The organism is Pseudomonas sp. CCI4.2 (assembly GCF_034350045.1).
Taxonomy (GTDB): domain Bacteria; phylum Pseudomonadota; class Gammaproteobacteria; order Pseudomonadales; family Pseudomonadaceae; genus Aquipseudomonas.
Window position 1 is genome coordinate 4,104,150 of sequence record NZ_CP133781.1, and the last position, 26,257, is coordinate 4,130,406.

At 55.8% G+C, this 26,257-nt stretch carries 22 protein-coding genes and 3 pseudogenes; 10 read left to right on the forward strand and 15 right to left on the reverse strand.

Annotation, left to right across the window (positions count from 1 at the left end; all coding sequences use genetic code 11):
- Positions 1-41: 41 nt before the first annotated feature.
- The gene (locus tag RHM65_RS18635; protein ID WP_322183886.1) at positions 42-1,238 is read right to left on the reverse strand and encodes a hypothetical protein; all 1,197 of its coding nucleotides are present in this window, start codon (positions 1,236-1,238) and stop codon (positions 42-44) included.
- 594 nt (positions 1,239-1,832) lie between these two features.
- Complete coding sequence (locus RHM65_RS18640; protein WP_322183888.1) at positions 1,833-2,918, reverse strand: hypothetical protein; 1,086 nt, start codon at positions 2,916-2,918, stop codon at positions 1,833-1,835.
- A gap of 118 nt (positions 2,919-3,036) precedes the next feature.
- Here RHM65_RS18640 and RHM65_RS18645 point away from each other — a divergent pair, with 118 nt between their 5' ends.
- On the forward strand, positions 3,037-3,531 hold the full coding sequence (locus RHM65_RS18645) for a hypothetical protein (RefSeq protein ID WP_322170222.1): 495 nt from the start codon (positions 3,037-3,039) through the stop codon (positions 3,529-3,531).
- A gap of 379 nt (positions 3,532-3,910) precedes the next feature.
- Here RHM65_RS18645 and RHM65_RS18650 read toward each other — a convergent pair whose 3' ends face one another.
- On the reverse strand, positions 3,911-5,272 hold the full coding sequence (locus RHM65_RS18650) for a hypothetical protein (protein ID WP_322170221.1): 1,362 nt from the start codon (positions 5,270-5,272) through the stop codon (positions 3,911-3,913).
- 468 nt (positions 5,273-5,740) lie between these two features.
- Positions 5,741-6,415, reverse strand: a pseudogene (locus RHM65_RS18655) (cupin domain-containing protein); the annotation flags it as partial.
- Positions 6,416-6,518: 103 nt separating this feature from the next.
- Between RHM65_RS18655 and RHM65_RS18660 the strand changes: the two are divergent.
- The 6 genes from RHM65_RS18660 (at position 6,519) to RHM65_RS18685 (ending at position 14,112) form a co-directional block, all read left to right on the forward strand.
- Positions 6,519-7,079, forward strand: a complete 561-nt coding sequence (locus RHM65_RS18660) for a carboxymuconolactone decarboxylase family protein (protein WP_322170603.1) — start codon at positions 6,519-6,521, stop codon at positions 7,077-7,079.
- A 32-nt stretch (positions 7,080-7,111) separates the two neighbouring features.
- On the forward strand, positions 7,112-8,203 hold the full coding sequence (locus tag RHM65_RS18665) for an acyl-CoA dehydrogenase family protein (RefSeq protein ID WP_322170599.1): 1,092 nt from the start codon (positions 7,112-7,114) through the stop codon (positions 8,201-8,203).
- A gap of 147 nt (positions 8,204-8,350) precedes the next feature.
- A complete protein-coding gene (gene lexA / locus RHM65_RS18670) occupies positions 8,351-8,980 on the forward strand; it encodes a transcriptional repressor LexA (RefSeq protein ID WP_322170596.1) in 630 nt (209 codons plus the stop codon).
- Positions 8,980-9,603 (forward strand): translesion DNA synthesis-associated protein ImuA, encoded by a 624-nt coding sequence (imuA, locus tag RHM65_RS18675; protein ID WP_322170954.1) that lies wholly within the window; start codon positions 8,980-8,982, stop codon positions 9,601-9,603. Before lexA ends, imuA begins: the two co-directional genes overlap by 1 nt.
- Positions 9,604-9,610: 7 nt before the next feature.
- Positions 9,611-11,026, forward strand: coding sequence for a DNA polymerase Y family protein (locus RHM65_RS18680; RefSeq protein ID WP_322170593.1), 1,416 nt, complete (start codon positions 9,611-9,613; stop codon positions 11,024-11,026).
- The gene (locus RHM65_RS18685; RefSeq protein WP_416194777.1) at positions 11,014-14,112 is read left to right on the forward strand and encodes an error-prone DNA polymerase; all 3,099 of its coding nucleotides are present in this window, start codon (positions 11,014-11,016) and stop codon (positions 14,110-14,112) included. Before RHM65_RS18680 ends, RHM65_RS18685 begins: the two co-directional genes overlap by 13 nt.
- 263 nt (positions 14,113-14,375) lie before the next feature.
- Here the strand turns inward: RHM65_RS18685 and RHM65_RS18690 are convergent, their stop codons facing one another.
- The 9 genes and pseudogenes from RHM65_RS18690 to RHM65_RS18730 all read right to left on the reverse strand — a co-directional run bounded on the left by RHM65_RS18690 (position 14,376) and on the right by RHM65_RS18730 (position 20,393).
- A complete protein-coding gene (locus RHM65_RS18690) occupies positions 14,376-14,657 on the reverse strand; it encodes a pentapeptide MXKDX repeat protein (protein WP_322170587.1) in 282 nt (93 codons plus the stop codon).
- Between the two features lie 158 nt (positions 14,658-14,815).
- On the reverse strand, positions 14,816-16,384 hold the full coding sequence (locus RHM65_RS18695; RefSeq protein WP_322170583.1) for a GMC family oxidoreductase: 1,569 nt from the start codon (positions 16,382-16,384) through the stop codon (positions 14,816-14,818).
- A gap of 11 nt (positions 16,385-16,395) precedes the next feature.
- On the reverse strand, positions 16,396-16,956 hold the full coding sequence (locus RHM65_RS18700; RefSeq protein WP_322170580.1) for a twin-arginine translocation signal domain-containing protein: 561 nt from the start codon (positions 16,954-16,956) through the stop codon (positions 16,396-16,398).
- Positions 16,957-17,137: 181 nt separating this feature from the next.
- Positions 17,138-18,238 carry a phage integrase Arm DNA-binding domain-containing protein gene (locus RHM65_RS18705; protein WP_322183890.1) on the reverse strand — a complete coding sequence of 367 codons (1,101 nt, stop codon included), beginning with the start codon at positions 18,236-18,238 and terminating at the stop codon, positions 17,138-17,140.
- Positions 18,219-18,434 (reverse strand): excisionase, encoded by a 216-nt coding sequence (locus RHM65_RS18710; RefSeq protein WP_322170577.1) that lies wholly within the window; start codon positions 18,432-18,434, stop codon positions 18,219-18,221. Before RHM65_RS18710 ends, RHM65_RS18705 begins: the two co-directional genes overlap by 20 nt.
- Before the next feature lie 39 nt (positions 18,435-18,473).
- Positions 18,474-18,971 carry a hypothetical protein gene (locus RHM65_RS18715; RefSeq protein ID WP_322170575.1) on the reverse strand — a complete coding sequence of 166 codons (498 nt, stop codon included), beginning with the start codon at positions 18,969-18,971 and terminating at the stop codon, positions 18,474-18,476.
- 157 nt (positions 18,972-19,128) lie between these two features.
- Entirely contained in the window at positions 19,129-19,287 is a 159-nt protein-coding gene (locus RHM65_RS18720) for a hypothetical protein (protein ID WP_322170573.1), read from the reverse strand.
- 174 nt (positions 19,288-19,461) lie between these two features.
- A pseudogene (locus tag RHM65_RS18725) lies at positions 19,462-20,019 on the reverse strand (hypothetical protein).
- Positions 20,016-20,393 (reverse strand): hypothetical protein, encoded by a 378-nt coding sequence (locus RHM65_RS18730; protein WP_322170570.1) that lies wholly within the window; start codon positions 20,391-20,393, stop codon positions 20,016-20,018. Before RHM65_RS18730 ends, RHM65_RS18725 begins: the two are co-directional and overlap by 4 nt.
- Positions 20,394-20,442: 49 nt before the next feature.
- Here RHM65_RS18730 and RHM65_RS18735 point away from each other — a divergent pair, with 49 nt between their 5' ends.
- Entirely contained in the window at positions 20,443-21,078 is a 636-nt protein-coding gene (locus RHM65_RS18735; protein WP_322170567.1) for a hypothetical protein, read from the forward strand.
- 65 nt (positions 21,079-21,143) lie between these two features.
- On the opposite strand, the gene RHM65_RS18740 is transcribed toward RHM65_RS18735, so the two are convergent.
- Complete coding sequence (locus RHM65_RS18740) at positions 21,144-23,183, reverse strand: DNA cytosine methyltransferase (RefSeq protein ID WP_322183892.1); 2,040 nt, start codon at positions 23,181-23,183, stop codon at positions 21,144-21,146.
- A gap of 2 nt (positions 23,184-23,185) precedes the next feature.
- On the opposite strand from RHM65_RS18740, the gene RHM65_RS18745 reads away from it, so the two are divergent.
- Entirely contained in the window at positions 23,186-23,650 is a 465-nt protein-coding gene (locus RHM65_RS18745; protein WP_322183894.1) for a hypothetical protein, read from the forward strand.
- 11 nt (positions 23,651-23,661) lie between these two features.
- On the opposite strand, the pseudogene RHM65_RS18755 reads toward RHM65_RS18745, so the two are convergent.
- Positions 23,662-24,960: pseudogene (locus RHM65_RS18755) on the reverse strand (DNA-methyltransferase).
- Between the two features lie 100 nt (positions 24,961-25,060).
- On the opposite strand from RHM65_RS18755, the gene RHM65_RS18760 reads away from it, so the two are divergent.
- On the forward strand, positions 25,061-26,242 hold the full coding sequence (locus RHM65_RS18760; RefSeq protein WP_322170556.1) for a toll/interleukin-1 receptor domain-containing protein: 1,182 nt from the start codon (positions 25,061-25,063) through the stop codon (positions 26,240-26,242).
- The last annotated feature ends 15 nt before the right edge of the window (positions 26,243-26,257 follow it).

A 26,257-nucleotide genomic window follows, 5' to 3' on the forward strand; every position in this document is an offset into this window, starting at 1 on the left:
TACAGGCGAAGGGAAGGGGAGAACGTCCATTGGAGGCTCTCCTAGAAGCGCAGTTTTGGATATTCGCCGTTTTCGACAGCGAACCGAAATACGGCATGGCATGCAGAAAGGAAGGCTGCTTCAGTCTCGCACCGACGTGTTAGTACCTCCAGCTCGGGGTAGTCGAAGAACACCACAGGAACCTGATGTTTATCCATGAAAGCCAGAGCCCGCTCACTGTACTCCTCATACATGTCTGTGAAGAGCTCCTTCACGATCACTATGCCCACCATTGGCTTGTCAGAAAAATCGACTTGGATACTTTCACCGGATGGCAGTCTCAGTTGCTGAACCGGTGCCCGCAGAGCCGTCGAGAACGCGCCGCCAAGCTGGGATAACCCTCCAACGAGCTGGTTGAGCGATACCCGGCGTTTTCTGTCCATTGATCTATTGATCATCGCTTCCGTGTTGGGACTGTCCTTGGCCTGCAGGAAGAGATTTATTTCGCCGCCCAGAACGGCGACGTCGACAAGCTCTTCGTTGTCACTAGGCTTGATCGGGCCGTGAATGATTTCGTTGGCTGAGAACACCCGTTGCAAGAGAAACACGATATCCTGTTCCTGGTAACGGCCTGGCTCAGGGCGAACCAACGTGCTGGTCGAAAATCCGGATGATCCATGGAATGCGTGTTGATCTTCACGCAGATCGAAATATACGAAATCGCTAGGGAACAGCTCCTCACCAAGCAGAACGGGAAACGCTTCGCGGTCATCTGAATCAGTACGTATAGAGAACCATTGCTCCGCTTGATCAATCATCATGTGAGAATCGGGGTCACATAGCACCGGTAGGTCTCGAATTTTGGCCCGCAAATATGCGAGTGATGCGGATGCTCGACAGCTGAGCTGCTCCCTGTTGTGTTCATCGAGAAAGCAGACATCGAATTCGTCCGGTAGGTCAGCCAACGCTGAGCACAGGGAATCACTGGGCACTAACGGTGTAGTGATAGCGAGGGGATTGTCCAGATCGTCAAAAAATGCAGATATCAGAGCCAGGCCGTGCGTACCCTTCATCTCAACGGGAGCCAGGTACCACTTCAGCCCTTTTCGGGAGCGAGCCGTCAGTATGATCTCCTTCGACGTCTTTACTAGGAGTACGGCCCGTTGTTCCGTTAGATGATTTTCAGGCGCGACGGCGATGCCGCGGCCGAATGTGCGCATTGGCCCAAACAGATCCGGTCTCGTGAAGGTGAAATACATCCTTGCTCCTCAATGATGAATGCTCCGATTCGCACCGAATAGTAGATGGTGCTCACCGGCCACCCTCCCATGATTGTTTGAATTTTGTGACAGCCTGTGATGGGCCGTCAGCCAAGCCTGCGCCGGTGGCAATATTACTCTTCGCGTGGAGGGAGGCACCAATGGCAGTGTGGCAAGATTTCAGCCCGACGGTAGTCGTGGCGGGCACCAGAAGGAAGAAGAGGGCAGCTACGTCCTTATCGGCTTCGTGGAAAATGCTGCTTAGTGGATGCAAGGATGCCCACCCGAATAAGGGCGACTTCCAGCTGGAACACTGGCGCTTGGGCGCACGCTCCCCACGCTCTCTGGAACTGCCGAATTGTCCTCCCGTGCTGCGTGACGGCAAACAGCCCGACTAAGGATAGACAAACGTTCGTTCTGTTTGACCATCAAAAAAGGATGAGGGGTTGCGCCGTTACCCCGGCGGCGTTGGTTAAACGGGAAAGAGGGCTGCCATAGGCCCGGCAGTTTCCCTTGGCGTACGGCTGATTAGCCTCCAATAAACTGCGTTCGTAGGAGAGGGCTATAGCACTAGGTACCAGCACATTGAAACTTCTACGCCTTGACCAAGGTAAGGTCAGCTTCAGTTGCGAGTGCGTTTATGAACAGCTGAGGGATGTGCGACTCACCAGGATATGTCATAGCAAGTTGAGTGGTCGCCCGATTAAAGGCTTCACGAATATCCTGCCCAAAGCCAATTGACGCGTAAAACCGGGCGGCGAAGTCTTTAGCTGCCTCATCTGCTATGGCGCCGTCCATGCCAATGGCCGCGTGAACATGCACAGAACAACGTTCTGCCAGCTCCAAGGAATGGCAGCAATTGAAAACGGCTAGCTTCAGATAGCGGGCGCTCCCGGCTATTGCACGCAGCATTCCTTCCAGAGGTACCAGGTGGGGCTCACCATTTGGGCTCTCTAACACCAAATGTCCGGCACTTGTTCCATGCCCACTGAAGTGCATGACGGCCGGCTCATTTTCATCAAGCGCTTGGAGTAGATCCTCCGCACGAACAGCCCAGTGTGAGTTTACCTTCAGAGCGTCACGATGCTTAGAAGCGCGGATGTGGGCGTTCACCCCACGGATCTCGTTTTGGAGATCCAGTGCTTTTTCAGATTTGCGACCGGGATCAGCACCGAAAAATAAAATCAAAATTTGTTCAGGGAGTTGCTGAAGCTTGGCCACTTCACGCTCTAGATCGTCCGCTCGGGCCATTTGATTAGCTAGGCCAGATTGTAGGACGTTAAGTTGGCGGTTGCGTGACTGGATGTCTCGGTCGACCTGCTGATTTAGCCGTTGCTGTTCAGTTTGTCGCTTGCGGGCTGCTTCCTTTAGCTCCCGTTCCAAGGCTTTGTCGAGATGCTGCTGGTCTGCTAGAAGCCGAGCCATTTCACGGTTGATGTCGGCGACGATCTTCGCCGCGTCTACCTCAGCTTTGGTTCTCTGGCCGTCATACCGCTGCGCTTGTTGTTGCTTTGTTCTGACAGTCGACGCAGACTGGGCACGGGTCGCCTCCGTCTCGGCTTTACGGCTGGCTTCTCCATGCTTTGCCGCCTCGTGGAGTTTACGGGCGTGAGATTCCCTCAGGCGAGCAATGCGCTGTTGATGGGAACGTACCAAACCGCGATAGTGATTTGAGCTCATAATTCACCCCTTGGCTTCCTGGCATTCTGTACTGGCGCACCACTCATAGACGCTTCGCTTGAGCATTAGTTTTCATATACGGCGGCTTCTAACCAAGCGCAGACAGACGGACGCTCTCATGGACGAAACCCTGACCTACCTGAAAGATCGCTATAAAGACGAGCAGGCGCGATTCGACCATTTCGAGAACAAATGCGCTAAGTTCCTCACTGCTGTGTCGATTGTGATCGTAGCTCTGACCGCTCTCGTGAGCGCAAAGGGGAAGGTGATTTTCGCTCTCCATGGCCCCCTGGATGTCTTGGCTTTTGGGTCGTTCATCGCCGCCGCGTTCTGCGTCGTGTGCTCTTGGGGCCACGCCTTGAATGCGCTCAGAATACGGGACTGCCCATCGCTGCCCTCAAGCCGTGAGACCGCAGAATGGATGAAAAACGCTGCCCCTAATGCTTATAAACAGCACCTCTTTAACTGCTACATAGACACCTTAGAAAAATTGAAGTCAGCTATCGACGAAAAATCCAAACCCTTAGACTTTGCCTACAGCGAAATGGTCTACGCCGCATGGGCGTTGTCGCTGTTGGCAGTAATCAGCATTGGCAGGGAGTTATATTCATGAGCAACGATCAAAAACCTAAGAATCAGGAAAACAAAACGCCTGCGCCGCCACCTACAACGGAGTATCAACGACGCTCTGAAGAGAGACCAATCAACCATAAGGATCACCCTAGTCGGCGTTAGCCCAGGGTTGTGGACGCCGGGTGGTCGGTCGTGCGGAGCAGGAGACTCATTAAGCCGTCCTACTAGTTCGATCAACGTCTTCACTGGCGGCCCTGTGATTGCAAAGCCTACAGCCGACCCTACGGGGCGCGCCCTTAATGATCTCTCGCCGCGTGCGTCGTAGAGAGGAGGGCGCTAGCTCCTAGATGTAGATATTACGGGGGCTGAGGCAAACCAGGCCCTTCAGTGGCCAAGCTCCCACAGTTAACTTTCTACCCTCAGTGGGTCTGAAACCACTGGGATTTCGATATATCTGGTCGAATGCCAATATCTGGCCAGATGTCTGCTTTAGCCCCAACATCCTGGGAGACGAAACTCTTCGGAATCCAGCCTGCGCGCTTTGCCGATTCACGCAGCTCGGCAAATGTAAGCGAGGCACTGGGCTCAAGCTTGTCCGAGCCTTTCCAGTGCATCCGAGCCGATGCAGGCCTGTCGCGAAGGACTTGTAAGATGCTGGTGGTAAAGTCGCTGAGCTTTTCAATGAGGCTGCCGTACCCATAAGCATCGACGCCACGCATCAAAGGAAGCAGGTAGCTATGAGGACTCAGCAATTGGTCATGCTGGTGCCTGAATTGCGCATAACGCTGGAAGTAGGGCTGGAATTGAGCAGAAAGGCGGAAGCGTCGACCAAGGTAAAGCGGACTTTCGAAAATCCCTGGCCCCTTGGCAATCCCCAGCTGTGAAGCCAGGTAAAAGCTCGCAAATTCAGTTTTGGGCTGGTTTTGTACTGGATCGGATACTTCGAAGTCTCGGGGTTTGAAGTAAGAGAACGTTGGCTTGATGGTCTGTGTGGCACCAAGCGCCTTCATGGGAATGTCCGAATGGAGGGCCGCTGCGACGACGAACAAAAACGGTTCCGATTTCTCACTATAGTTTGTGAGCGACTCCGCAATACCCATCAGGTCAGAGAGTTGTTCCAATGTGAAGATTGTCCGCCGATTTTCTGTACGGGCTTCGAAGTCTTTCGGCAATAAGTCCCTAAAGGGATTTTCAGTCTCGGTACCTGCGGCAGTGTTATCGTAGGCATCGGCGAGCGACTTGGGGCTTGGCAGAGAATCGGTGAAGGCGAAATACTCCCGTCCATGCGTTATGAACCAGTTCCGATGGTGTTTAGAACTCAGACCTGGATCATCGCCCGAGAAGGTCTGTCGGATGATCGGACGCCATAGCGGATCGAGAGGCTTCTCTGCGAAATTCCCGCGGGTCTTTTTGGAGTACCGGCTACAACCCGGTGTCGCTACCCACGCAACCGGCGGTCTCATGATGAACTCTATAAAAGTTTTTGCGTCGGTGCCGTTCCAATCATCCAAGGCTTTCCCTCGGATTGACCAACTCCAGTGCATCATCGACTCTAGGATCGGGCAAAGCACTTTGTAGTGCCGGTCTTGGAATCCAGGCCGTCGAGATTGTGAGATGAGAAAGGACATGCCCGTTCGCCAGGCGTTGAGCGCATTCAGGTGCTCGGGAATTGTCTTTAAGCGGCGCCGGACTTCCAGGTTTATCGGTTGTTCAACGTGAGCATGGTCGTTAAGCAGACCTAGGGGTGGGAACAGAGGATAAGGAACTGTGGGCTCAGCCATAGATATAAGTCCTATGCGAACACGGTGACCGCCTGAAGTAAGCGGGAACTGAGTGACTGGTTCAGCTTGGTTTACCAAGTAAACAAGTCACAGCATGTAGATCAGCGCACCGTGCGTAAACGTCATGGAAGGATTCCTTTTGGGGACTCATGACGGAGTGGATGCCCAAGACACAAGCTGCAGCGAATAGGCGCAATGAGTGGCCAAGGTTACTCATGGAAATCGCAAGCGCTGAACGGTCAATCGGTTCTTCATAGACAGCGTACACTCAAGTGAGAAGCACGACAAAGATCACATTGGCGAGTGTCTGACTAGGCTTAAGCAAAAATAGTTGGTGGCTTTGGAGTTGAGATTCGCCGTCTTGTTTTCAAATCTTAGGATTCGATAAATCAAATCTCGCAATCTCGAAAGGCTAGAAGGTAGGGCTCAGAAGCTGTTGATTTGGTTGGATTCTTATAATTCGAGGCAAAGTCCGGTTTTTACCGACTGGTGACACCAGCCGTGTTCGGGGTGGTCAATTAATTGCGTCAGCAACTGCGCAAAAGTCGGGTGCCGTGCCAGTGCCACCAGACCGCCGAGGTCAGCGTTGCCCACCACCTGATGGCGCAACACGTACAAAAATAACAAATGGCTTAACCGTTCGAGAAAGGTCGAGGAGGGGGCGGGCAGTCGCTGGCACTCTTCCAGGATCAGCGCAAACAGGCTGCGCGCCGCGCTTGAAGACGGATCATCAGCGCGCAGGATGATCAGGTCCGGCAGTGCGTTGATGATCAGCGTCGACAAGCCTGACTGGAAGTGAAAGAAACCACACACCAATCCAACTCCATCCTTCGCTGTTTTATCCAATGGCTGCATTTCTGTACGTGGCTGGTGCAGTGCTTGTTCCAGAATCGCTTCGTTGGACAGGCGATATTTAACGTCACGCACTAAAAACACTGCATCGCCGACGCTCAACGGTTGTGGGCAGGATTGCCCGTCGATATGCAACCAGCACTGTCCGTGTACCACCAGGTGAAAACTGGCACGGGCCAATCCGTATGTGCTGGCGTGCCAGCCCCCGCAATAGCGGCCGACGTGAAACAGGCTGGCATCGAGTTCAATACTTTCTAATAACCAATCAACAGTGGGGCTGGAGGAAATCATCTAATGAAAAGACTCTGGAGCAAGAAAACACGACGTTCGAATATGGAGAGACGTTCTTATAACTAACAGAATGGGGGCAGTCTTTAACTCGGAGTGTTAACCCATGTCCCGCGTCACTTTGCAGACCCAACACACCGCACCTGAAGCAGCACGCCCCTTCTTGGACGTCGCACTGAAAAATAACGGTTACCTGCCCAACCTGCTCGGGGTGCTGGCCAATGCACCTGCTGCACTGGAAGCCTACCTCACCTTGTCGGGACTCAACGCCAAGGCTGAGCTAAGTCTGGGGGAAAGGGAAGTGGTGCAATTGGTCGCAGCCACCCGACACGGTTGTGATTTTTGCGTCGCCGGGCACACGGCGGTGGCCTTGAATAAAGCCAGACTGTCGGAAGACGTGGTCACCGCGCTCCGTGCTCGGGCTGAGTTGCCTGAAGGGAAACTGCGAATTTTGGCGGCATTCACCCAAGAAGTGGTGGCCACCCGGGGCGACGTCAGTGATGAGGCTTACCGTGAATTTCAAGCTGCGGGTTACACCGAAGGCAATGCGTTGGAAGTCATACTGGGTGTCAGCTTGGCGACCTTGTGCAACTTCACTAACGTCTTCGCCCGCACGCCGCTCAATCCCGAGTTGGCGAAATACCGCTGGGATAAAACGGCGGTTTGAATACACAGCCTATTGCTTGACGGGAGACGTTCATGCTTGACCCAGGATTGACACAGTGGCTCGACGCGCAGGCTAACGCTTTGGATCTGGGCGCCTGCGACGCTGAGACGGTGCTGCCGCAGTTGGCCCGTGCTGGCGTGCTTCAGGTTGGAATCAGTACTGACCAAGGCGGTAGCGGCGGTGATCTGGCTGATGCCGTGGAGGTTTTGTCCAGCGTGGCCAGTCATTCGCTGGCCGCCGCGTTTGTGCTGTGGGGGCAGCGGGCATTTATCGAATACCTGCTGCAAAGCCCCAACGCCGGGTTGCGTGAGCAATTGCTGCCTGATCTGTTGAATGGTCGGATGGCCGGTGCCACAGGACTGTCCAACGCCATGAAGTTTTTATCCGGCATCGAAGCCCTGCAGATCCGCGCGCAATCGCATGAGGGCGGCTGGACGCTTGAGGGTCAGTTGCACTGGGTGACCAATTTGCGCAAAAACAACTTTGTGGTGGCCGCTGCCATCGAGCCTGAGCAGGGCGGCGTGCCGTTCATTGTCGCGATACCTGACTCAGCGCCGGGCCTGTATCGTTCCGCTGACCTGGAGCTGATGGGTTTGCAATCGAGCAACACCGCTGCGCTCAGCTTGGAGCGCGTCGAATTGAGCGCGCAATGGTTGTTGCACGAGGATGCGCGGTCATTTTTACCGGTGGTCCGCCCGGCGTTTCTCGGGTTGCAATGTGGATTAGCCATCGGCTTGGCACGGCGCTCGCTGGTTGAAGTCGGCACCCATCTTGAAAGCTCTCGTTCGGGTTTGCGCGACGAGTTATTTGAGCAACGCGGGCGTTTGGAAAACGTTGTCTTGCAGTTGAAGCAGGGCTTGCTGGCACAGCGTTTTGTTGCGCAACCCGCCGCGTTATTCCAGTTACGCATTGCCCTTGCTGAATCCGCCGCCAACGCGGTGCAGTTGGAATTACAGGCCAGCGGCGGCAAAGCGTACCTGTCCGCTCACGGCGCAGGGTTTGCCCGACGCTGGCGCGAGTCGGCCTTCGTGCCCATCGTGACCCCAAGCCTGGTGCAATTGCGTGCCGAGTTGCAGCGTCAGGCGCAGGCCAACCTCAAGACCCCAGCTTGTTGCCGTGGCTGAGCGTGGATAGTGCTGGTGCCGTGCGAAATGCTCGGCGTTACAGAAATCTGTGGGACCGAATTTATTCGGGAAAGCTTCAGTCCTGACACCCTGCAATCTCAACCGTTGATAAGCGGTGCTGGCAGCAATACCGCGAAAGGAGTACAAATGTACTCCATGAGCCTATTATCTCCCCGACGTACTGCCATCCTGACCTTTATCCGCGAGCGCATCGTGCAGCAGGGTCAATCTCCGAGCCTGGCTGAAATCGCTGAGGCCTTCGGTTTTGCCTCGCGCAGCGTGGCGCGCAAACACATTGTGGCCCTGACTGAAGCCGGCTTAATCGAGGTTGCGCCCAATCAGGCGCGCGGTATTCGGCTGGTCTCGCACTACGCGGGCAGCCGTCAACGCCCGGAGATGATCGAGATTCCGGTGTTGGGCCGGGTCGCGGCGGGGGCGCCGATTGGGCCGGACATCGGTCTGCACGATACCTTGGTGCTGGATCGCGGCATGTTTCATCGGGTGCCGGATTATCTGCTGCGGGTGCAGGGCGATTCGATGATCGAAGACGGCATTCTCGACGGTGACCTGGTGGGCGTATTGCGCAGTGCCGAGGCCAAGGACGGACAAATCGTCGTCGCACGACTGGACGGCGAAGTCACCATCAAGCGCCTTGAAACCCGTGCCGGGGAGTTTCGTCTGTTGCCACGCAACCCCGCCTATCAGCCGATTGTCGTCTCGCCGACCCAAGACTTCGCCATTGAAGGCGTTTATTGCGGCTTGGTCCGTCGCGAATGATGGGCGCCGTGGTCAGCCTCGACACGCTGCTGGACGAGCGTCGAGTCTGGAAAGGCCGATCCGTCGCGCCGCCCGTCAGTCCGCAACCCACCGGGCACGCCGCCTTGGATGCGGCGCTGCCAACCGGGGGCTGGCCCGCGTCGGCCCTGAGCGAAATTCTGGTGGCTGCCGATGGCAGCGGTGAGTTGCAATTGCTCTGGCCAACCCTCAAACGGTTGGCGGAAAAAGGCGAACGCATTGTGCTGATAGCGCCACCTTTTGTGCCTTATCCCCCTGCGTGGCAGGCGGCGGGTATTGATTTGCGCTGGCTGACGCTGGTCGATGCCAGTCCTCGGGATGCGCTGTGGGCGACCGAGCAATGTTTGCGTTCTGGCAGCTGCGGCGCCGTGTTGTGTTGGCCGCCGCAAAAACAGGCGGATGATCGGGCATTGCGTCGCCTGCAAGTCGCCGCTGAAACCGGCCAGACCCTGGCCTTCGCCTGTCGACCCGCCCACGCGGCATTAAACCCGTCACCGGCGGCGTTACGGATTGCCATCGATGCGCGACCTCGGCAGTTGCGCGTTCTCAAATGTCGGGGTGGGCTGACACCGCCGTCACCGATCCCGTTTTCAATCGATTCCTGAGGTTCATATGCTCTGGGCCTGTGTCTTGCTGCCACAGTTGGCGCTCGACGGCGTAATGCGCCGTCGCGCCGACCCCGATCAGCCGTTGGCGCTGCTGACCGGCACTGCACAGCGTCGCGTATTGCAGACCGTCAATCCGGCTGCGCGGGCGTTGGGCCTGCGTGCCGGACAATCGTTGACGGCAGCGCAAGCATTAGTCCGGGATTTTGCGACAGTGGAATATGAGCCGACCGATGTCGAACGTTGGCACCGTCTATTGGCTGCGTGGGCCTACCGGTTCAGTTCCCAGGTCAGCCTGAAATACCCTCGGGTATTGATGATGGAAATCGAATCCAGCCTGGGCCTGTTCGGGCCGTGGCCGGTGTTTGAGAAACGCTTGCGGGACGAATTGAGCGCCTTGGGGTTTCACCATCGAATCGTGGTCGCACCCAACCCAGCGGCGGCGCGGATGCTGACCAATGTGCATGACGGTCTCGCCGTAACCTGCCGCGAATCTCTACACGAAGTGTTGGCGCGGATGCCCATCGACCGCATCGGACTGAGCCGTGAGGTTTTCACTGCCTTTTCACGCATGGGTTTGCGTACGCTGCAGCACGTACTGGCCCTGCCGCGCGACACCTTGGCGCGGCGCTTCCCGGCGCAGGTGTTACAGCATCTGGATACCCTGCTGGGCGAGCGAGCGTTAGCGCTGGAGTGTTACTTGCCACCGGACTTTTTTGACACGCGAATCGAGCTGAATTTCGACGTCGAGTCCCACCAAGCGCTGCTATTCCCGCTCAAGCGTTTGATCTCTGATTTGGCCGTGTTTCTCGCCGGGCGTGACAGCGGCGTGCAGCGTTTCGCGATTCATCTGGAACACCTGGAAGGCAAAGACACAGTGGTGCCGGTCGGATTGCTGAGTGCCGAGCGTGAAACCGCGATGCTGTTCGAGCTGGCCCGGGGTCGACTGGAGCAAATACAGGTGTCTTCACCGGTGCGGGCGCTGCGTTTGCTGGCCCGTGATCTGCCGAGTTTTGTTCCCACCCACCGCGAGCTGTTCGATGAGCGTCCGCAACAGGCATTGCCTTGGGAGCAACTGCGCGAACGGTTGCGAGCGCGATTGGGTGATGAAGCGGTCAACGGTTTGCGTGCCCATGCCGATCACCGTCCCGAATGCGCTTGGCAACCGAGCATTGAAACCAAGTCCACTGGACCGCTGCTGATGGCTTTGCGTCCGGGTTGGTTATTGCGTGAGCCGGTGCCGTTGAGCGAGTCGGCCGTGCGTATTCTCGCGGGCCCCGAGCGTATCGAATCCGGTTGGTGGGATGGCGGCGATGTGCGGCGCGATTACTTCCTGGTGGAAACCCGTTCTGGTCAGCGTGCCTGGGCCTATCAAACGGTGGGTGAAAACGGAAGTTTGCAGTTGCAGGGATGGTTTGCATGACGGCCGAGACGACGGGCTATGTCGAGCTGCACTGCCTGAGTAACTTCAGTTTTCAGCGCGGAGCGTCCAGCGCCAAGGAGTTGTTCGAGCGTGCCCAGCGCCACGGTTATCAGGCGCTGGCGATTACAGATGAGTGCACGCTTGCTGGTATTGTCCGTGCTTGGCAAGCGTCACGCGATTGCGGTTTGCCGATGATTGTCGGCAGCGAAATACGCATAGAAAACGGCCCGGCGTTGGTGCTGCTAGCAGAAAACCTGAGTGGTTATCAGGCCCTTTGCCGGTTGATCACTGTCGGTCGGCGTCGCGCCAAGAAGGGCGAGTACCGCCTGTTGCGTGAAGATTTCTGCGGGCCGTTAGAGGGGTTGTTGGCGCTCTGGCTACCGGATTTACTCAGTGACACCTGTCCAGAACACGGCCATTGGTTGAGCCGCGTGTTCCCCGAGCGCTTATGGCTCGCTGTTGAATTGCATCGTGGCCCTGACGATGCTCAGCGCCTGAGCGATCTCTTGGCGCTGGCTGAGTGCATGAACATTCCGGCCGTGGCCAGCGGCGATGTACACATGCACGCCCGTGGCCGACGCGCCCTGCAAGACACCATGACGGCGATTCGTCACCACACCACCGTGGCTGAGGCTGGGCATCGCTTGTTCCCCAATGGCGAACGGCATTTACGCTCATTGCCGCAGCTGGCAGCGCTGTACCCGGCGCACGTGCTGGCAGAAACCGTGCGTATCGCCCAGCGTTGCAGTTTCGATCTGGGTCAGTTGCGTTATGAATACCCCCATGAGCTGGTGCCCAAAGACCACACTGCGGCCACTTGGCTGCGACAGATGACGGAAGAAGGCGCGCTTCGTCGCTGGCCTGGCGGTGCGCCCGAGAAAGCCCGTACGTTGATCGAGCGTGAATTGAGCCTGATCAGCGAAATGGGTTATGAAAGCTATTTTCTGACCGTACATGACATCGTCCGCTTCGCCCGTAGCCAAGCCATTCTGTGTCAGGGTCGCGGCTCAGCCGCCAACTCGGCGGTGTGCTTTGCCCTGGGCATCACCGAGTTAAATCCAGCGGTCAGCAATATGCTGTTCGAGCGCTTCATGTCCAAAGAGCGCAACGAACCGCCGGACATCGATGTCGATTTTGAGCACGAGCGCCGCGAAGAAGTGTTGCAGTACGTGTTTCAGCGCTATGGCCGGGGCAGGGCGGCGCTCACCGCCGTAGCCAGCACCTATCACGGCTCCGGGGCGGTGCGCGATGTGGCCAAGGTGTTGGGTTTGCCGCCCGACCAGATCAATGCGTTGGCAGATTGCTTTGGCCGTTGGAGCGATAACTTGCCGCCGCCGGAACGCCTGCGCGAGTGCGGTTTAGAGCCCGACAGCCCGATCTTGCGCCGGGTCTTGGCCTTGACCGGAGAATTGATCGGTTTCCCTCGGCACCTGTCCCAGCATCCGGGTGGCTTCGTCATCTCCGAACATCCGCTGGAAACCCTGGTGCCGGTGGAAAACGCGGCCATGGCCGACCGCACCATTATTCAGTGGGACAAAGACGATCTGGACATGGTCGGGCTGCTCAAAATCGACATTCTGGCGCTGGGCATGCTCAGCGCCTTGCGCCGCACCTTCGATCTGGTGCGCCGCTACCGGGGGTATGACCTGACGCTGGCAACCATCGAGCAAGAGGATGCACCCACCTACGACATGATCAGCCGTGCGGACACAGTGGGCGTGTTTCAGATCGAATCCCGAGCGCAAATGGCTATGCTGCCACGCCTGCAACCCAGGACTTTTTACGATTTGGTCATCGAAGTGGCCATCGTTCGGCCGGGGCCGATTCAGGGCAACATGGTGCACCCGTACTTACGGCGGCGTAATAAAGAAGAACCCATCAATTATCCCTCCGAAAAACTTAAAGCGGTGTTCGAACGCACCCTCGGCGTGCCGCTGTTTCAGGAGCAGGTTATGGAATTGGCGGTGGTCGCTGCCGATTACACGCCGGGGGAGGCCGATCAACTGCGCCGCTCCATGGCCGCCTGGAAACGCCACGGCGGGCTTGAACCGCATCAAAAGCGCTTGACCGAAGGCATGCTCAAGAACGGTTACACCCTGGAATTTGCCAACCATATCTTTGAACAGATCAAAGGCTTTGGCAGCTATGGCTTCCCGGAATCCCATGCTGCCAGTTTTGCCCTGCTGACATACGCCAGTTGCTGGCTCAAATGCCACGAACCTGCGGCCTTCGCTTGCGCGCTGATCAACAGTTGGCCCATGGGTTTCTACAGCCCCGATCAGATCCTGCAGGACGCCCGTCGTCACCAGATCGAAATCCGTCCTGTGGATGTGCGCTACAGCGAGTGGGATTGCTCCCTTGAACCGTGTAATGCGGATCTGGCGATTCGCCTCGGCCTGCGCATGGTCCGAGGCTTTCGTGAGGAAGACGCGAAGCGCATCGAAAAAAACCGAACCCAGCGGGCGTATATCGATGCCAGCGATCTGTGCGAACGCGCCGGTCTTGACCAGCGGGCTCGGGAGTTATTGGCAGATTCCGGAGCGTTACGCGGTTTGCTCGGGCACCGGCATCTGGCGCGCTGGGAGGTGGCGGGCGTCGAAGCGCAACGCCCCTTGTTTGCAGAACAAACGGCCATCGAAGAACCCCAAGTGCCGTTGCCGTTACCCACCGTGGGCGAAGATATGTACGCCGATTACGACACCCTCGGGACGACACTCGGCCCGCATCCGCTGGCTTTGTTGCGGCCTCAGTTGAGCGCCCGACGCTGCCGCAGTTCAAGAGACCTGATCAGCATCGAGCACGGGCGCAGCATCAATGCCGCAGGGCTGGTCATCGGTAGACAACGACCGCAAACCGCCAGCGGGGTAATTTTCGTCACCCTGGAAGATGAGCACGGAATGATCAACGTGGTGGTCTGGCACGATTTGGCCGAACGCCAACGTCGCGTATTGGTGGGCTCGCGGTTGTTGCAGGTCTATGGTCGCCTTGAATCAAAAGACGGCGTACGGCATTTGATCGCCCAACGCTTGCAAGACCTGACGCCGCTGTTGACGGGATTGGATGTACGCAGTCGGGATTTTAAATAACCGATAAACATTTCTGTAGGAGGAACCGCCACGTCTTCGACGCCGCGCTGTCGCGCAGCAAACTGTGTGGCACTTTGTGTGGTTTGAGGTTGCAGGGTGGCAGGACTGAAGCCTTCCCGAATAAATTCGGTCCCACAGTTTTGACGCTGCACAGATTTCAAGGAGCTGCCGAAAAGTAGTTTGAGATCCAACGTGTTGGCGAAGCGGTTTACCTGTGACACCGCATCAGGCCATTCGCCAACACGTTGGCTCCTACAGATTTATCAATGGGTCATTGGGTCTTTAGCTTCGTCCTTGCTCATGGTGTCTTTCTTCATAGCGTCTTTGGACATACTGTCTTTGCTCATGCTGTCTTTCTTCATGGCATCTTTTTTCATCGCATCTTTGGACATGTTGTCCTTGCTCATGGTGTCTTTTTTCATCGCGTCGTTGGACATGCTGCTTTTGCTCATGGCATCGCCGCTGGTTGTGTCGGCTGCGAAGGCACTACCAACTGCACCCAGGGCCATGCACATGGACAATACGACTACGGATAATTTTTTCATGAGTAATTCCCTTCAAACGTTGGTTGGAGAGGCGAACAACCTGTGCTGCACGCCGTTAGTTATTCGCTAACTGGTCTCCATTGTTGAGCGCTCGCCGTAACGAAGTCCTCACGCATTGTTAAATTAAACGTGATAACTCGATGGCACCTCCAACGCCTTCAGATCCGCTGCGCTTTTAACGATTCAGCGATGTAATCGGCTTGTCGAATGGCCAGGGTGACGATGGTCAAGGTCGGATTCTCTGCCGCACTGGTAGTGAATTGGCTGCCATCGGAGATGAACAGATTCGCGACCTCATGGCTCTGTCCGTGGCTGTTGCACACGCCGTCTTGCGCGTTGGCGCTCATTCGGCACGTGCCCATGTTGTGGGTCGAAGGGTAGGGCGGGACGCGGTGGGTTTTGAGTGCGCCGGCCGCTGCGTACACCTTTTCGCCCTGGGTGAATGCATGTTCGCGCATGGCCAGGTCGTTGGGGTGATCGTCGTAATGTACGTTGGCCACCGGCATGCCGAACTGATCCTTGACCGCGTCATTGACGGTGACGCGGTTGGTGGCGCGCGGCATGTCTTCACCGATCAGCCACATACCGGCAAGGTGCGTGTATTGGTCCAACACCCGAGTGAAGTCACGACCCCAAGCCCCGGGATTAAAGAACGCCCCCATGAACGATGGGCCCAGGGAAATCGTTTCCATCTCGTAGCCACCGACGAAACCACGCGAAGGTTTGTTGGCCACTTCGTCGCTGATAATCCCCGCCATGATGGTGCCGCGATAGAAATGCACCGGTTCCTTGAATTCGGCGAACACCGAGCCGGTCATGTGACGCATGTAATGCTTGCCCACCATCCCCGCGCCGTTACCCAGGCCATGGGGAAATAAAGTGCTGGACGAGTTGAGCAACAAACGTGGGGTTTCGATGGCATTACCCGCCACCGCGACCACCCGTGCTTTTTGCCTTTGCAGTTGACCTTTGGCATCCGCGTAAACCACTGCGCTGGCCAGGCCTTTGTCGTCGTGTTCAATACGCACCACTTGGGCCTGTGTGCGCAGTTCAAGTTTGCCAGTGGCTTCAGCCGCGGGGATTTCGGTGTAAAGCGTCGACCACTTCGCGCCCATTTTGCAGCCCTGGAAGCAGAAGCCCAACTGCTGGCACGCGGCGCGCCCGGCTCGAGGTGCGCTGTTGATCGCCATGTGGCCGGTGGAACATTCGGTGTAGCCAAGTTTCTTTGCGCCGTTGTACAGCACTTTAAAGTTGTTGTTGCCGGGCAGACCTGGAACGTTGTTGGTGCGCGTGACGCCCATCTTGTCTTCGGCGCGGGCGTAATAGGGCTCAAGCTCGGCCAGCGTAATCGGCCAATCCAGCAAGTCTGCATCTTTGACCGCGCCGTAGGTTTCTAGCGCGCGAAACTCATAGTCGCGAAAGCGCAAGCTGGCACCGGCCCAGTGCGTTGTGGTGCCACCCACGGTTTTGCAGATCCAGGCAGGCAGGTTCGGGAAGTCTTTCGCCACCCGCCAAGTGCCAGACGTGGTGCGCTTGTCTGACCAGGCAAGTTGAGTGAACGATGGCCATTCGTCGTTAATAAAGGTTGCAGTGGACTGGCGTTCGCCTGCCTCCAGCACCACCACGGAAATACCTTTTTGGCACAGCTCGTTGGCCAAGGTGCCGCCGCCGGCGCCGGAACCAATAATTACTACTACGGTTTCGTCATCAAGTGCATAGGTAGTCATTGCAGTGTTCCTCAAGAAAGGGGGGCAGGGCTGGCATCGGCAGGGGGATTGGGCAACCACGTCAGGTCGTTGAATCCACGGTGCAGATAGCCACCTTTCGGAAAGGAAGCGCCTTCATAACCAAAGTGCAGGTAAGCGAGTTCGTTGCTGTACAGGGACGCCACGGTCGTCCCGCGCACCATGGTGAAAAAGTCGCTGTGTTCTACCGATGCCAGAATTGCGACTTGGTGTGCTTCGTCGAGCTTGAGCCATGAACCACCGGCTTTCTGATCGAGGTCGGCCACGCCATTCTTGAGCAAGTCAGCAATGCCGGGGTCTTTGGAGGCTTTTTCGTCGAGGGCTTTGACCGAGAAGGCGTAAACCGCGTCCTCCATGGTGTCGTGGGGATACATGCGGCGGACGATGACCAGCAGATGATCGCCAGTAGCGCTGTCCAGTGTGGTCATTGGCAGTGCCCAGCTTTGGCTGGGAGCTAATAAGGCGATGGGCCCAGAACCGAACAACAAGGTACCCAGCAGCAGACCGCCGCTTCCCTGAAGAAAGCGGCGGCGATCGAGTTTCAGGTCACTCATGGCTAATTTTCCTTGTTATTTTTTTTGTAGGACGCGATTCAGCTCACTTGATACTAGTAGGCCTGAGGGGAGAGAGGTAATAGCGAGCTACTACGTGGTTGTAAGGGAGGGCTGATTTCATTGGGGAAAAACAGCTTCCCCAAAACCTCCCCAATATCTCCCCAAAACTGCGACTGCACCGTTACGCGACATCGATCCATTCCGTGCCCCGGCCATCCCGGTAAAGATCGGTCATTGCTGCCGTTTTGTGGCCCAACAATTTCTGAGGGTCGCGTCCCTCCAGTTCCTGAAGTCGGGCTGCCAGGGATCTCATTTCATGGAACGACGGCTGGCTGTCGCCAAGTACGATATTTGCCTTGGCCGCTGCGCGATCGCGGGCGGCTGCGAACGTAACGGTGAGCACGTTCAGCGTCACAGGCGTGCCCGCGATCGCGCTTGTCGTACGTGCCGAATGGTGAACCAGGTGTTTGGAAATTACCGAATTACGGCACGCTTTGATTACCTCGCTCAACTGCAGGGAAACGCATTCCAGCCGAAGTGCCGTGCCGATACGAAGGCGGGCGCCCGTCTTTTGCTGAATGACGTGAAGAGCCCCATCCGAAACATCCTTAAAAAGCATATTCCGAATATCGTCCCGTCGCTGGCCAGTGAGCAGAGCGAGCTCCATCGCTCGCTTCATCCAAGGCTGTTTAACTTCAGCGTAGATCAACTTCCAAAGCTCAAGGGTGAGCCGTTGCCTCTGAACTTTCACCCTCGCTGCCCTGGTCACGGTTACCGGATTGTCTGTCCTCCAACCCACAGCGATCGCCTCACGGAAAACATCCTGGAGCAATGACCGCATTGCGCGTGCCATTGATGCCTTGCCTTCTGCCTCGATCTCCTTCAAGTAAGTTGCTACTTCGAGAGTCCCGATTTCTCGAATACCCAGCGTGCCCAAGGCCTTCTCGATCTGATTTAGGCGCCTTCCGATTGTTGCAACGCTGGATGCAGAAAGATCGCGTTTCGAATACTCGATCCTGAATTCTACAATCCAATCGCTGAGCGTTCTCCTCGGACCCGCTGCAATTCGCTCCGTGAGGACCGGCCCGGTTTTGAAAAACGACTCCCTGTTTTGATCGTGAGCTTGCGTAATGGCAGCCGCTTTATCGGAACCAAGCCCATATACCTTGCCGGTTTCTGAGTCCCGGTAGGTGTAATAGGTCTTCCCGTTGCGGGCATCCTTTTTTTTATACAAATTCGGTGGAAGGTGTTTTGAGCCTGATTTACGCGGCCTTGGCGCCATGGCGGTCTCTCGCTATTCGGCTGGCAAGTGAGCCGGGTTTGAGATATTGAGCGGCTGGATCTACATAATAGCTGCGGCCATGCTTGATGGGGGCCGGGTAGATGTAGCCATCGCGGGCCCACTTGCGGAGCGTGTTGACCTTTGGGGATGGATCAAAGTTGTTGTCTCCCCACTTTTCAAGCGTAATCTTGGCCATGCGTGCAACTCCAAGCCGCCCTATGGCGGCAGAAGGTGGTTAGTTGGCGAATTTGAGGATCGCCGCATCGGCAATCTTCATCGCTGCTTGGGCATCGTCCACATAGGCTGGGTCGAATCCGCCAGCCAGATGGATGGTCCCCTGGCATGCGCGCAGGTTTTCGCGTGTGAGTTTCAGTGCCGCGATCAGTTCTTCCCGCCCGGCAGCCTCCCCGCGCCCAATATCCCAAAAACGCTGGGCCCAGTGGTTAGGCGGCGGTGGCGATCCGTCTTGCGCACCCACCGTCATTGCACCTATCGCGCAATCCAGCAGGTCGCGCTTGTAGGCGTTGTCGCCGTCGATACTCAGGCCGTGACGCCGCAAAGCATCCAGCGCGTTATTCAGGTTCGACTCAGGCGACGGCAGCACCAAATCAAAGTCTTTCGTGCCGGGACGGCAGGCCACCACCAGCAACTCGCAATCGAGCGGCAGGTGTTGGGCCATATCAAAGATTGCATCTACAGCGGATTCGCGGAACTGCTTCTGTAAATCGGACATGTAGAAATCCTCACCTGCCGGATTCTGGCAGGCTTAGTGAAGTTGGGGCGGAGAGGTTAAACGGCGAGGATGTGGCCGAAGAGAACTTCTTGATTGCGTTTGTCAAACCAGAACATGCGGCTGCCACAACAGGGGTCAAGGATCTTTGCAATAGCGCTCACTTCAGCACCAAAATCAACAGAGAGATCACAGCGCAGATGGTGAAGAAAATCGACGCTACTCGTACATAAGTGCCGTTTTCCAAGTCAGACATTGTTGCTGACTTGATAAACGTTACAGCAGGGAGGATGACGAATACGACTAATGCGATTTTCATGATGTTGCTCCGTTAAGACGGGCTATCCCCGCAGATGTGCGTACAAGGCCTGTCGCGCTTTCGAGCAAGCCTTATGGTTACCGTGAGCCCTGGTCTTCCTGCACTGGTCGCAAATGACTTCGTGCCTGATGTCGAGGACTGGCGTGGGCTGTTTTGGATTTGCGCAAAGGGAGTTCACGATTCATCACTGATGTACTTCTTCCACGGCACCTTTACGCCATTGACCAGAAATCCCCATTCACCTTGCCAATGGCTGGTGATGAAGAGGGTGAAGACGCCACCAGGTGATACCTAGTCAATGCGGTGGTATTCGCCATGCTTGAGCGTTGCTGTTTCGCCCGGGCGCCGGTCTACGTATTCGGTTATCTGGGCGCCGTGCGGGACATTGAAGCCTCGTAGTGCACGGTCTTCGTGATCAAGCAGCCGCTGTTCGGTGTACCAGCCGCGCAAAATCACTGTTCGGGCGTTCCAAGGGTGGTCATGCATATCCCGATCTGAATCGCGGCGCTTGATGTGGTGAATGCGTAACGACCAGGGAAACCACCGATGCTTCGGCTTGTGGGTTTCGCGGTGGTAGGGGTTGAACAGCCACCAGCGGCCCATGTACATCTCGACGCCGTCAGCGGACATGATGTGGAGGTAGGGCGTGCGCTGAGCGCGAACGATTATCCAGTCAGCGACGGCAGGGCGGGCGAGCAGCTTTGCGGTCAGCCGCCAGAACAGATTGATCATATCGGCACCTTCGGAGAGGCTGGCAACGGCATCCAATGGCTCACGCCGACTATCGCGTCTTCGCCTGCGACACATTGCAGCCAAACACCTCGATTAGGGTCATAACTCACACTGTCTGCGAACGGATCATCCATCACTAATGGACTTGTAATCACCCAACCAAGAACGCTATGCAGGTGTGTCGGTAGCCGCGCTGCGATCGGCGCCCATTGCGAAAAGCTTTCAGATTGGCCTCGAAGCCTGCCCAGTGAGTATGCAGCGTCCTGAAACTTCATGGCTTCGTCATGCAGACGATCAAAGTTCTGAACGTATTTAAGATGCAATGCTTCAATTTCGCTCCGATCTTCAGGATGGTTCTGGTGTTCTATTGGCATGGGTATACCTCACCGGATATATTTCCGGCTTTATCGAGAGGATTGGTTTATGGATCGAGTCGTGTTTGCAGGCTGCCTACTGCTTATCGTGTTTGGCATATTGCTTGGGGTTGGAATGGGATCTGCCGAAATTACTGCCAACCAAGTTCGAGGCGTTTTCGAATTACTAAGCTTTGCGGGTAGCGCTGTAACTGCCGTGGTGGCAGTTTTTGCGTTGACCAGTTGGCAGGCTCAATTTCGTCACGCAGAAAGATTCAAGTCCGTAAAAACGCTACTTGAAGCTTCGAACGATATTCATAAAATGCGGTGCTACCTTTTTAAGCTACAGGAGAAATTTCTGTGGCTTTTGGAAAATGACCGCAAGCAAAATGACTTGATAGATGCAGAGGAAGCGAGCAAGAAAGAAGAGTGGTTTGCGATTCAGGACAGATACACGAAAGCATGGTCGGCAGCTGAAATATTTTTATCTGAGCGCGAGCGCAGCAACGTTCCTCTAACCGGCAAAAAGTTACGCGCTATTTCTTTTGATCTCCCTATGCAGCTGACTATTCTTTATGCCAATTCACAGGTATTGGTCGATAGAAATAGCTTTGCGTGGGCAGCTCGAGAAATTGCTGATAACTACGGGGGTCAGGCTAGTGCAACAGTTGCTGCTATTGAGCGTATTTTCAGTGCTACTAAGTAGGCATGAGTATCGATCAAAAAACCCGCTGTTAGGAATCGGCATTTAGCGCAATAGTTAAGAGTCGTTCAGGCGGCCACCCGACACTGAGTAGCTCGCCATGGATCATTGGCCCGAGCCAACGCCGCCATAGGCGGAGGGCTGACGCTGTTACCGCACATATGAACCTGTTGGGTCTTAGTGAACGGCTTGCCGTCGGCACCCTTGTCAATGATGTAGTCGGCGGGGAAGCCTTGAGCCCGGTACAGCTCTGCCGGTTGCAGCATCCGAAGACAGATGTCGACGATCACGTACGGCGTACCTTTGACCATCACAGTGACCAAGGCCAGGCGATCTTTAGTTGTGACCGTCGGCGCTGGCTTATCGCAGCCGCTCATGTTTTCGGTGCCGTAGTAGCTGATCAGAAACGCAGCTACACGTGCACCTTCTTGATGCTCCGGTGACAGCCGCAACGACACCACTGAGCTTTTCCCGCCGCCGCCCGCAGTGATGGTCGGCGCTGGTTCGTCGATACCCCGGCCGATGTTGGCGCTGAACTGACGTTCCATGAATGCGGAGACCAAGCCGTGATGTGTGCCGCCGGCGCTGACGGTATGAAGTGGGTCGTCAATGTTCCGAGCGTCACAGTTGCCGCGAAAGTGCACCAGGTTGGCGGCGACCAGTTGTTGCTGGCTGCCGGTGTTGGTGACCGTTGTCATCGGGTCCTCAATGCTCTTGGCGTCAGTGGCGTTGAAGCCACCGTTCATTTGCGCCATGAACACAGTTGAAATACCCATTGCGTGGGCGGCACCGGCTGGCCGCTGGTAATTGCCCCCGCTGGTGATGGTTGGCAATGGAGCATCAAGCGCCTTTCCTTCATCGGCGAAACGAAACTTGACCAGATGCGCAGCAGCGATCGCACGGTGGTTGTGAGTCAGCATGGTGCCGAGTGGTTGATCAACTGCAGTTGGCTTGCCTGAGTATTCTGGTCCACCCGTACCAACCATCACAGGGCTAATCAAAGTCAGTTCGCCGCGATTGGCGCAGGTGACCGTCGGCAACGGATCAAGTGGATCATTGATGCGGTCGCTACCCTGATGTGTGGCCGGCGCGATAATCGGACTGACCACGGAGAACGCCCCGCCTTTTGGATACGACGTAACCGTACGCAACGGGTCGTCAACTGATTGCACAGCTTCATTCGACCAGTTCGCGATTGGCACAATGAATGGCTTAGGGTTGTCGATAACGAACTTCTTCATTCCCTTGGCAACTCGCCTTAGCGTGGCTGGTGCCAGGTCTTTCTTCCTGCCGAAGATGCTTTTGCCAAGGTCGCTGAAATCAATGCACTCAGCGGCTGTTCGCCACTTCAGTTGCCCTTTGGCTGGCTTCTTCGCATGGGTTGGCTCTGGCCACACGATTGGCTGGCCATCGCAGCGGGCGAGCATGAACAGACGTTCGCGGCTGGTGGGAGCACCGAAGTCGCAAGCCTTGATCACCTTCCATTCAACGATGTAGCCCAGGAACTCCAGTTCGGTGACAAACGTGGCCCACGTGGTGCCTTTGCGTTTCGGATCGGGGATGAGGAACTGTTGTCCAATCGGAACCACTTCACCGGGCGCAGCGATCGCACCGCCAAGTTTCATGACGCGCCCGGTCACCTTGCAGCGTTTGGCGATCAGTGGGCCCCATTGCAGGATCTGCTTCACGTTTTCCAGGCTGATCACACGGGGTTTCTTCTTGCCTGCCCACTTGAGCCCGACCCATGAAAGGTTGCGAATCTCGCGCTTGCGGGGCTGGCCCCCGGCCGCTTGGCTGTGGTGCGTGCAATCCGGCGACATATGGAACCAGCCGACGGCCTTGCCACCGCACTCGGTATTGGGATCGCCCTCAAAGACATCCGTGGTGAAGTGTTTGGTGTGTGGGTGGTTGACGGTGTGCATGCTGATCGCCGCCGGGTTGTGGTTTTTCGCCACGGTCACCGCGCGACCAAGCCCAATTTCCAGCCCGGTACCGGCACCGCCACCACCACAGAAGAAGTCCACAACGATTTCTTCGTCTTGCGGATTGAAGCCAAGGCCGTACTGAGTTTTGAAATCGAAAGGGTTTTTTTTCTGGTGAGCGGACATAGATGATCCTCGCCGGTGTGGCGTTATTCGTTGAAGTGGGATATTTGTGTTCGCCCAATAGCTGGGCCAGCAAAAACGGAAGTCTTATGATCGTCGCAGAGGTGTGCCTTTACGAAAAAGCAATATTGAAGTTCCGCAAGTGGTTCTTCGTTTACTCACTGTTAGCGGTTGCTGTGCCTATTGCTGTGACATTGGCCGTATGGTGCCTGGACAAGCCAAGCTCTTGGATATCCAGGTCTGGTGCAGTGATGGCTGGAATCGCTTTTCTTGCACACCTCAAATCCACTGACATGATGGGGGTTTTGACCCCAGGTGGGATGGTGGGCATGAGTTTCGGCGACACACGTAAAAAGTATCTTCCGCAGATAGTAGTCTTCGGTCGGGTAGCCATCGCAGTTGTATTGATAGGCACCGCGGTCTGGGGCTTTGGTGATCTGCTGCCGGTGGGACTTGCTTCTGCGCAATAGGTGAGGGCGGATCAGGCGGTGAAGAGTTCAAATTGGATCGCCTGGGCGGAAGCCTCGCGGACCATTTTCAGTGTGTGTTCGATGCGGACTTTGGCGATCGCGGCGTACTCTTCGCTGAGTTCACAGCCGATAAAGTTGAAGCCTTCAAGCATTGCCGCCTTCCCGGTGCTTCCGCTGCCCATAAACGGGTCGAGCGCGGTGCCACCTGGTGGAGTAACCAAGCGCAGCAGGTAGGCCATCAAGTCAGTGGGCTTTACCGTTGGGTGAACGTTGCCCACTGTTGGGGTGTTCTCAACCTCTCTGAGCGTCGTGCCGTGGGTGAATTGAGGACCTGGATCAGCTATGCCTTCGTTCCGATCGCGCTGGGTTGCTTTGGGCACTTAGAAGAAGCGGGCGGCGCTGCCGGTGTCGCCGTGGAAAGCGCCCCGCACGCGTCCCATCATGCCGCTGTACTTCACTGAGCCGCTGAAGCCGTTCGCGGCTGGTTCAGTTCCCAGCACCGGGGCGCTGGCGCCTGCATTCGTTGGAAAGAGCGCCACAATATCGGGACTGCCGTCGTGTATCAGGTTCGCTGGCCAGCGGCCCAGCGTCGACGGCACCGCCGTCATAGCGATTGCGCCAGACTTTCCGTTGCCATAGTTGCCGCCGCGAGTATCAACGGTGGTTTCTCGATCCCAGTTTTTTGCCAGGTCGGCTGCGTCATCTGCCGTGATGCGGCATGCGTCGATATTGATGGCGCCGGTACCGTGATCCGCCACGTTGGTGGCGACGGTGCAAGCGAACGGCTTGCGAGCCAAGCAGATCGGGTCGTGCCCCGGTTTCAGGGCTGTGCCCCAGCCCGCATGTTCGCCTTTCAGGTTGTGGCTCTTCGGAAAACCGCTGCCAAATACCCACATGATTTGGTCGCGGATCTCAAACCCCGCCATTTCGATACCACAAGCCATGTGGTGATAAGTGCGGGTCGAAGCGAACGACAGCAAGTGACTGCCAGGCTTGAGCACCCGAAAGGCTTCGGTCGCCCACTCGAGACTGAACGCTTGAAATGCGCGCATGCCGTTGGGCGTGAGGTCATATTTTCCGGCTTCCGCCGCGATAGAGCGATGACCACCATTCGGGCCGCAGGCATCGGCGTGCGAGGGCATGCTCGCTCGGTAGGCGGCGCGATTTTCGATATCTTTACCGTCCCAGCTCTTGCCCATGAAGCGGATCCCGTAGGGCGGGTCGGTCACAACGCTGTCTACCGACTCGTCGGCCATCTGCCGCATTAGATCCAAGCAGTCGCCGACCAGTATCTGGTAAGAAGGGGGCATGTCGACTCCTGATAGGCGTCGATCTTAATGATCGTTCGCATTCAATTGCTGTGGTTGAGAAGCGCTATTTGAGCTAGATTCATTTCCATTTGAATGGGTGGTGGGCGAAGTGGCAGCGGAAGCTATTAAGGTGTTTATTTCTTATTCTCACGACAGTGATGAACATAAAGCTTGGGTTTTGAAGTTAGCTACGGATCTAAGGCGAAATGGTCTAGATGCCATTCTTGATCAATGGGACCTTGTTTTGGGAAGTAATCTCCCTAGATTTATGGAGCAGGGATTAAGCGGTTCGGAAAAGGTTTTGGTGATTTGTACAGATAACTATATTGAAAAATCTAATGCTGGCAATGGAGGTGTTGGATACGAGGGGCAAATATTAACGGCAGAGATTTATCGCAGGCAGGATAGCGTTAAATATATTCCTCTGGTTAGGGGTGTGACTGCCGTCGTAAAGACGCCGACTTGCTTTGATGGTCGTTTGTACAGTGACTTCACAGATCAGGATAATTATGAAAATAACTTTAATGCCTTGATCCATAATCTCTATGGAGTAATGCTTCTGCCTAAGCCTGCGTTAGGTCCTAGTCCTTTTTTGACGCCTCCGCCAACTATGCCCGTTTTTTGGGGTAGTTCTGCGGAGTATTTTAGCGGGCGATTTGGGAAATCCTTTCCAGGTGTAAGAGGTATAGAGTGGTTTAGCGGGAAAGTAGCTACGGACAGATTGTGTTTGTTGCTGAAAGAACCACTTGTTTTCGGTAATATTAGCCCGATCTGGTGGTGGCGTACTGGTGATCTCCAGATTTCATCCCTGATCCGAGAAGGCGATAATATGCTTTTAATGAACGGGGAAGAACTCGCGATATCGAAAATTGCAGCTGTGGATGGCGCTTATTGGCAGCAATTTGTTTATGTAGAAGTTGAACATATGGAGCCTACAGGTGTGTATCCATATTTAAATGTAAAGGCGCAGATCGAATCTCGAGGATACGCGTTTGAAGAGTTTGGGATATATCAAGGTCGTCATATTTCAAGAGAAGAGTATGACGACGGTGCCGCAATCATAGATGGTGAAATTGTTGATCTTGAAGGGGGCGCTGAGATAAGACGGCGCTATCTAACTCCTTATAATTTTATTGTCGCGCCGGTTGGCTCGTGTATTAATAATATGGACTTCGATGCGAACAGAGAAAAGCTATTGGATGGTGTTCTAGCGGGCACAGTCACAATCGAAGAGCTGGCCGAACGAGTGAAGCAGCTTCCAAAGAACTTCTCAGCAATTTAAATCATAAACCGAGCT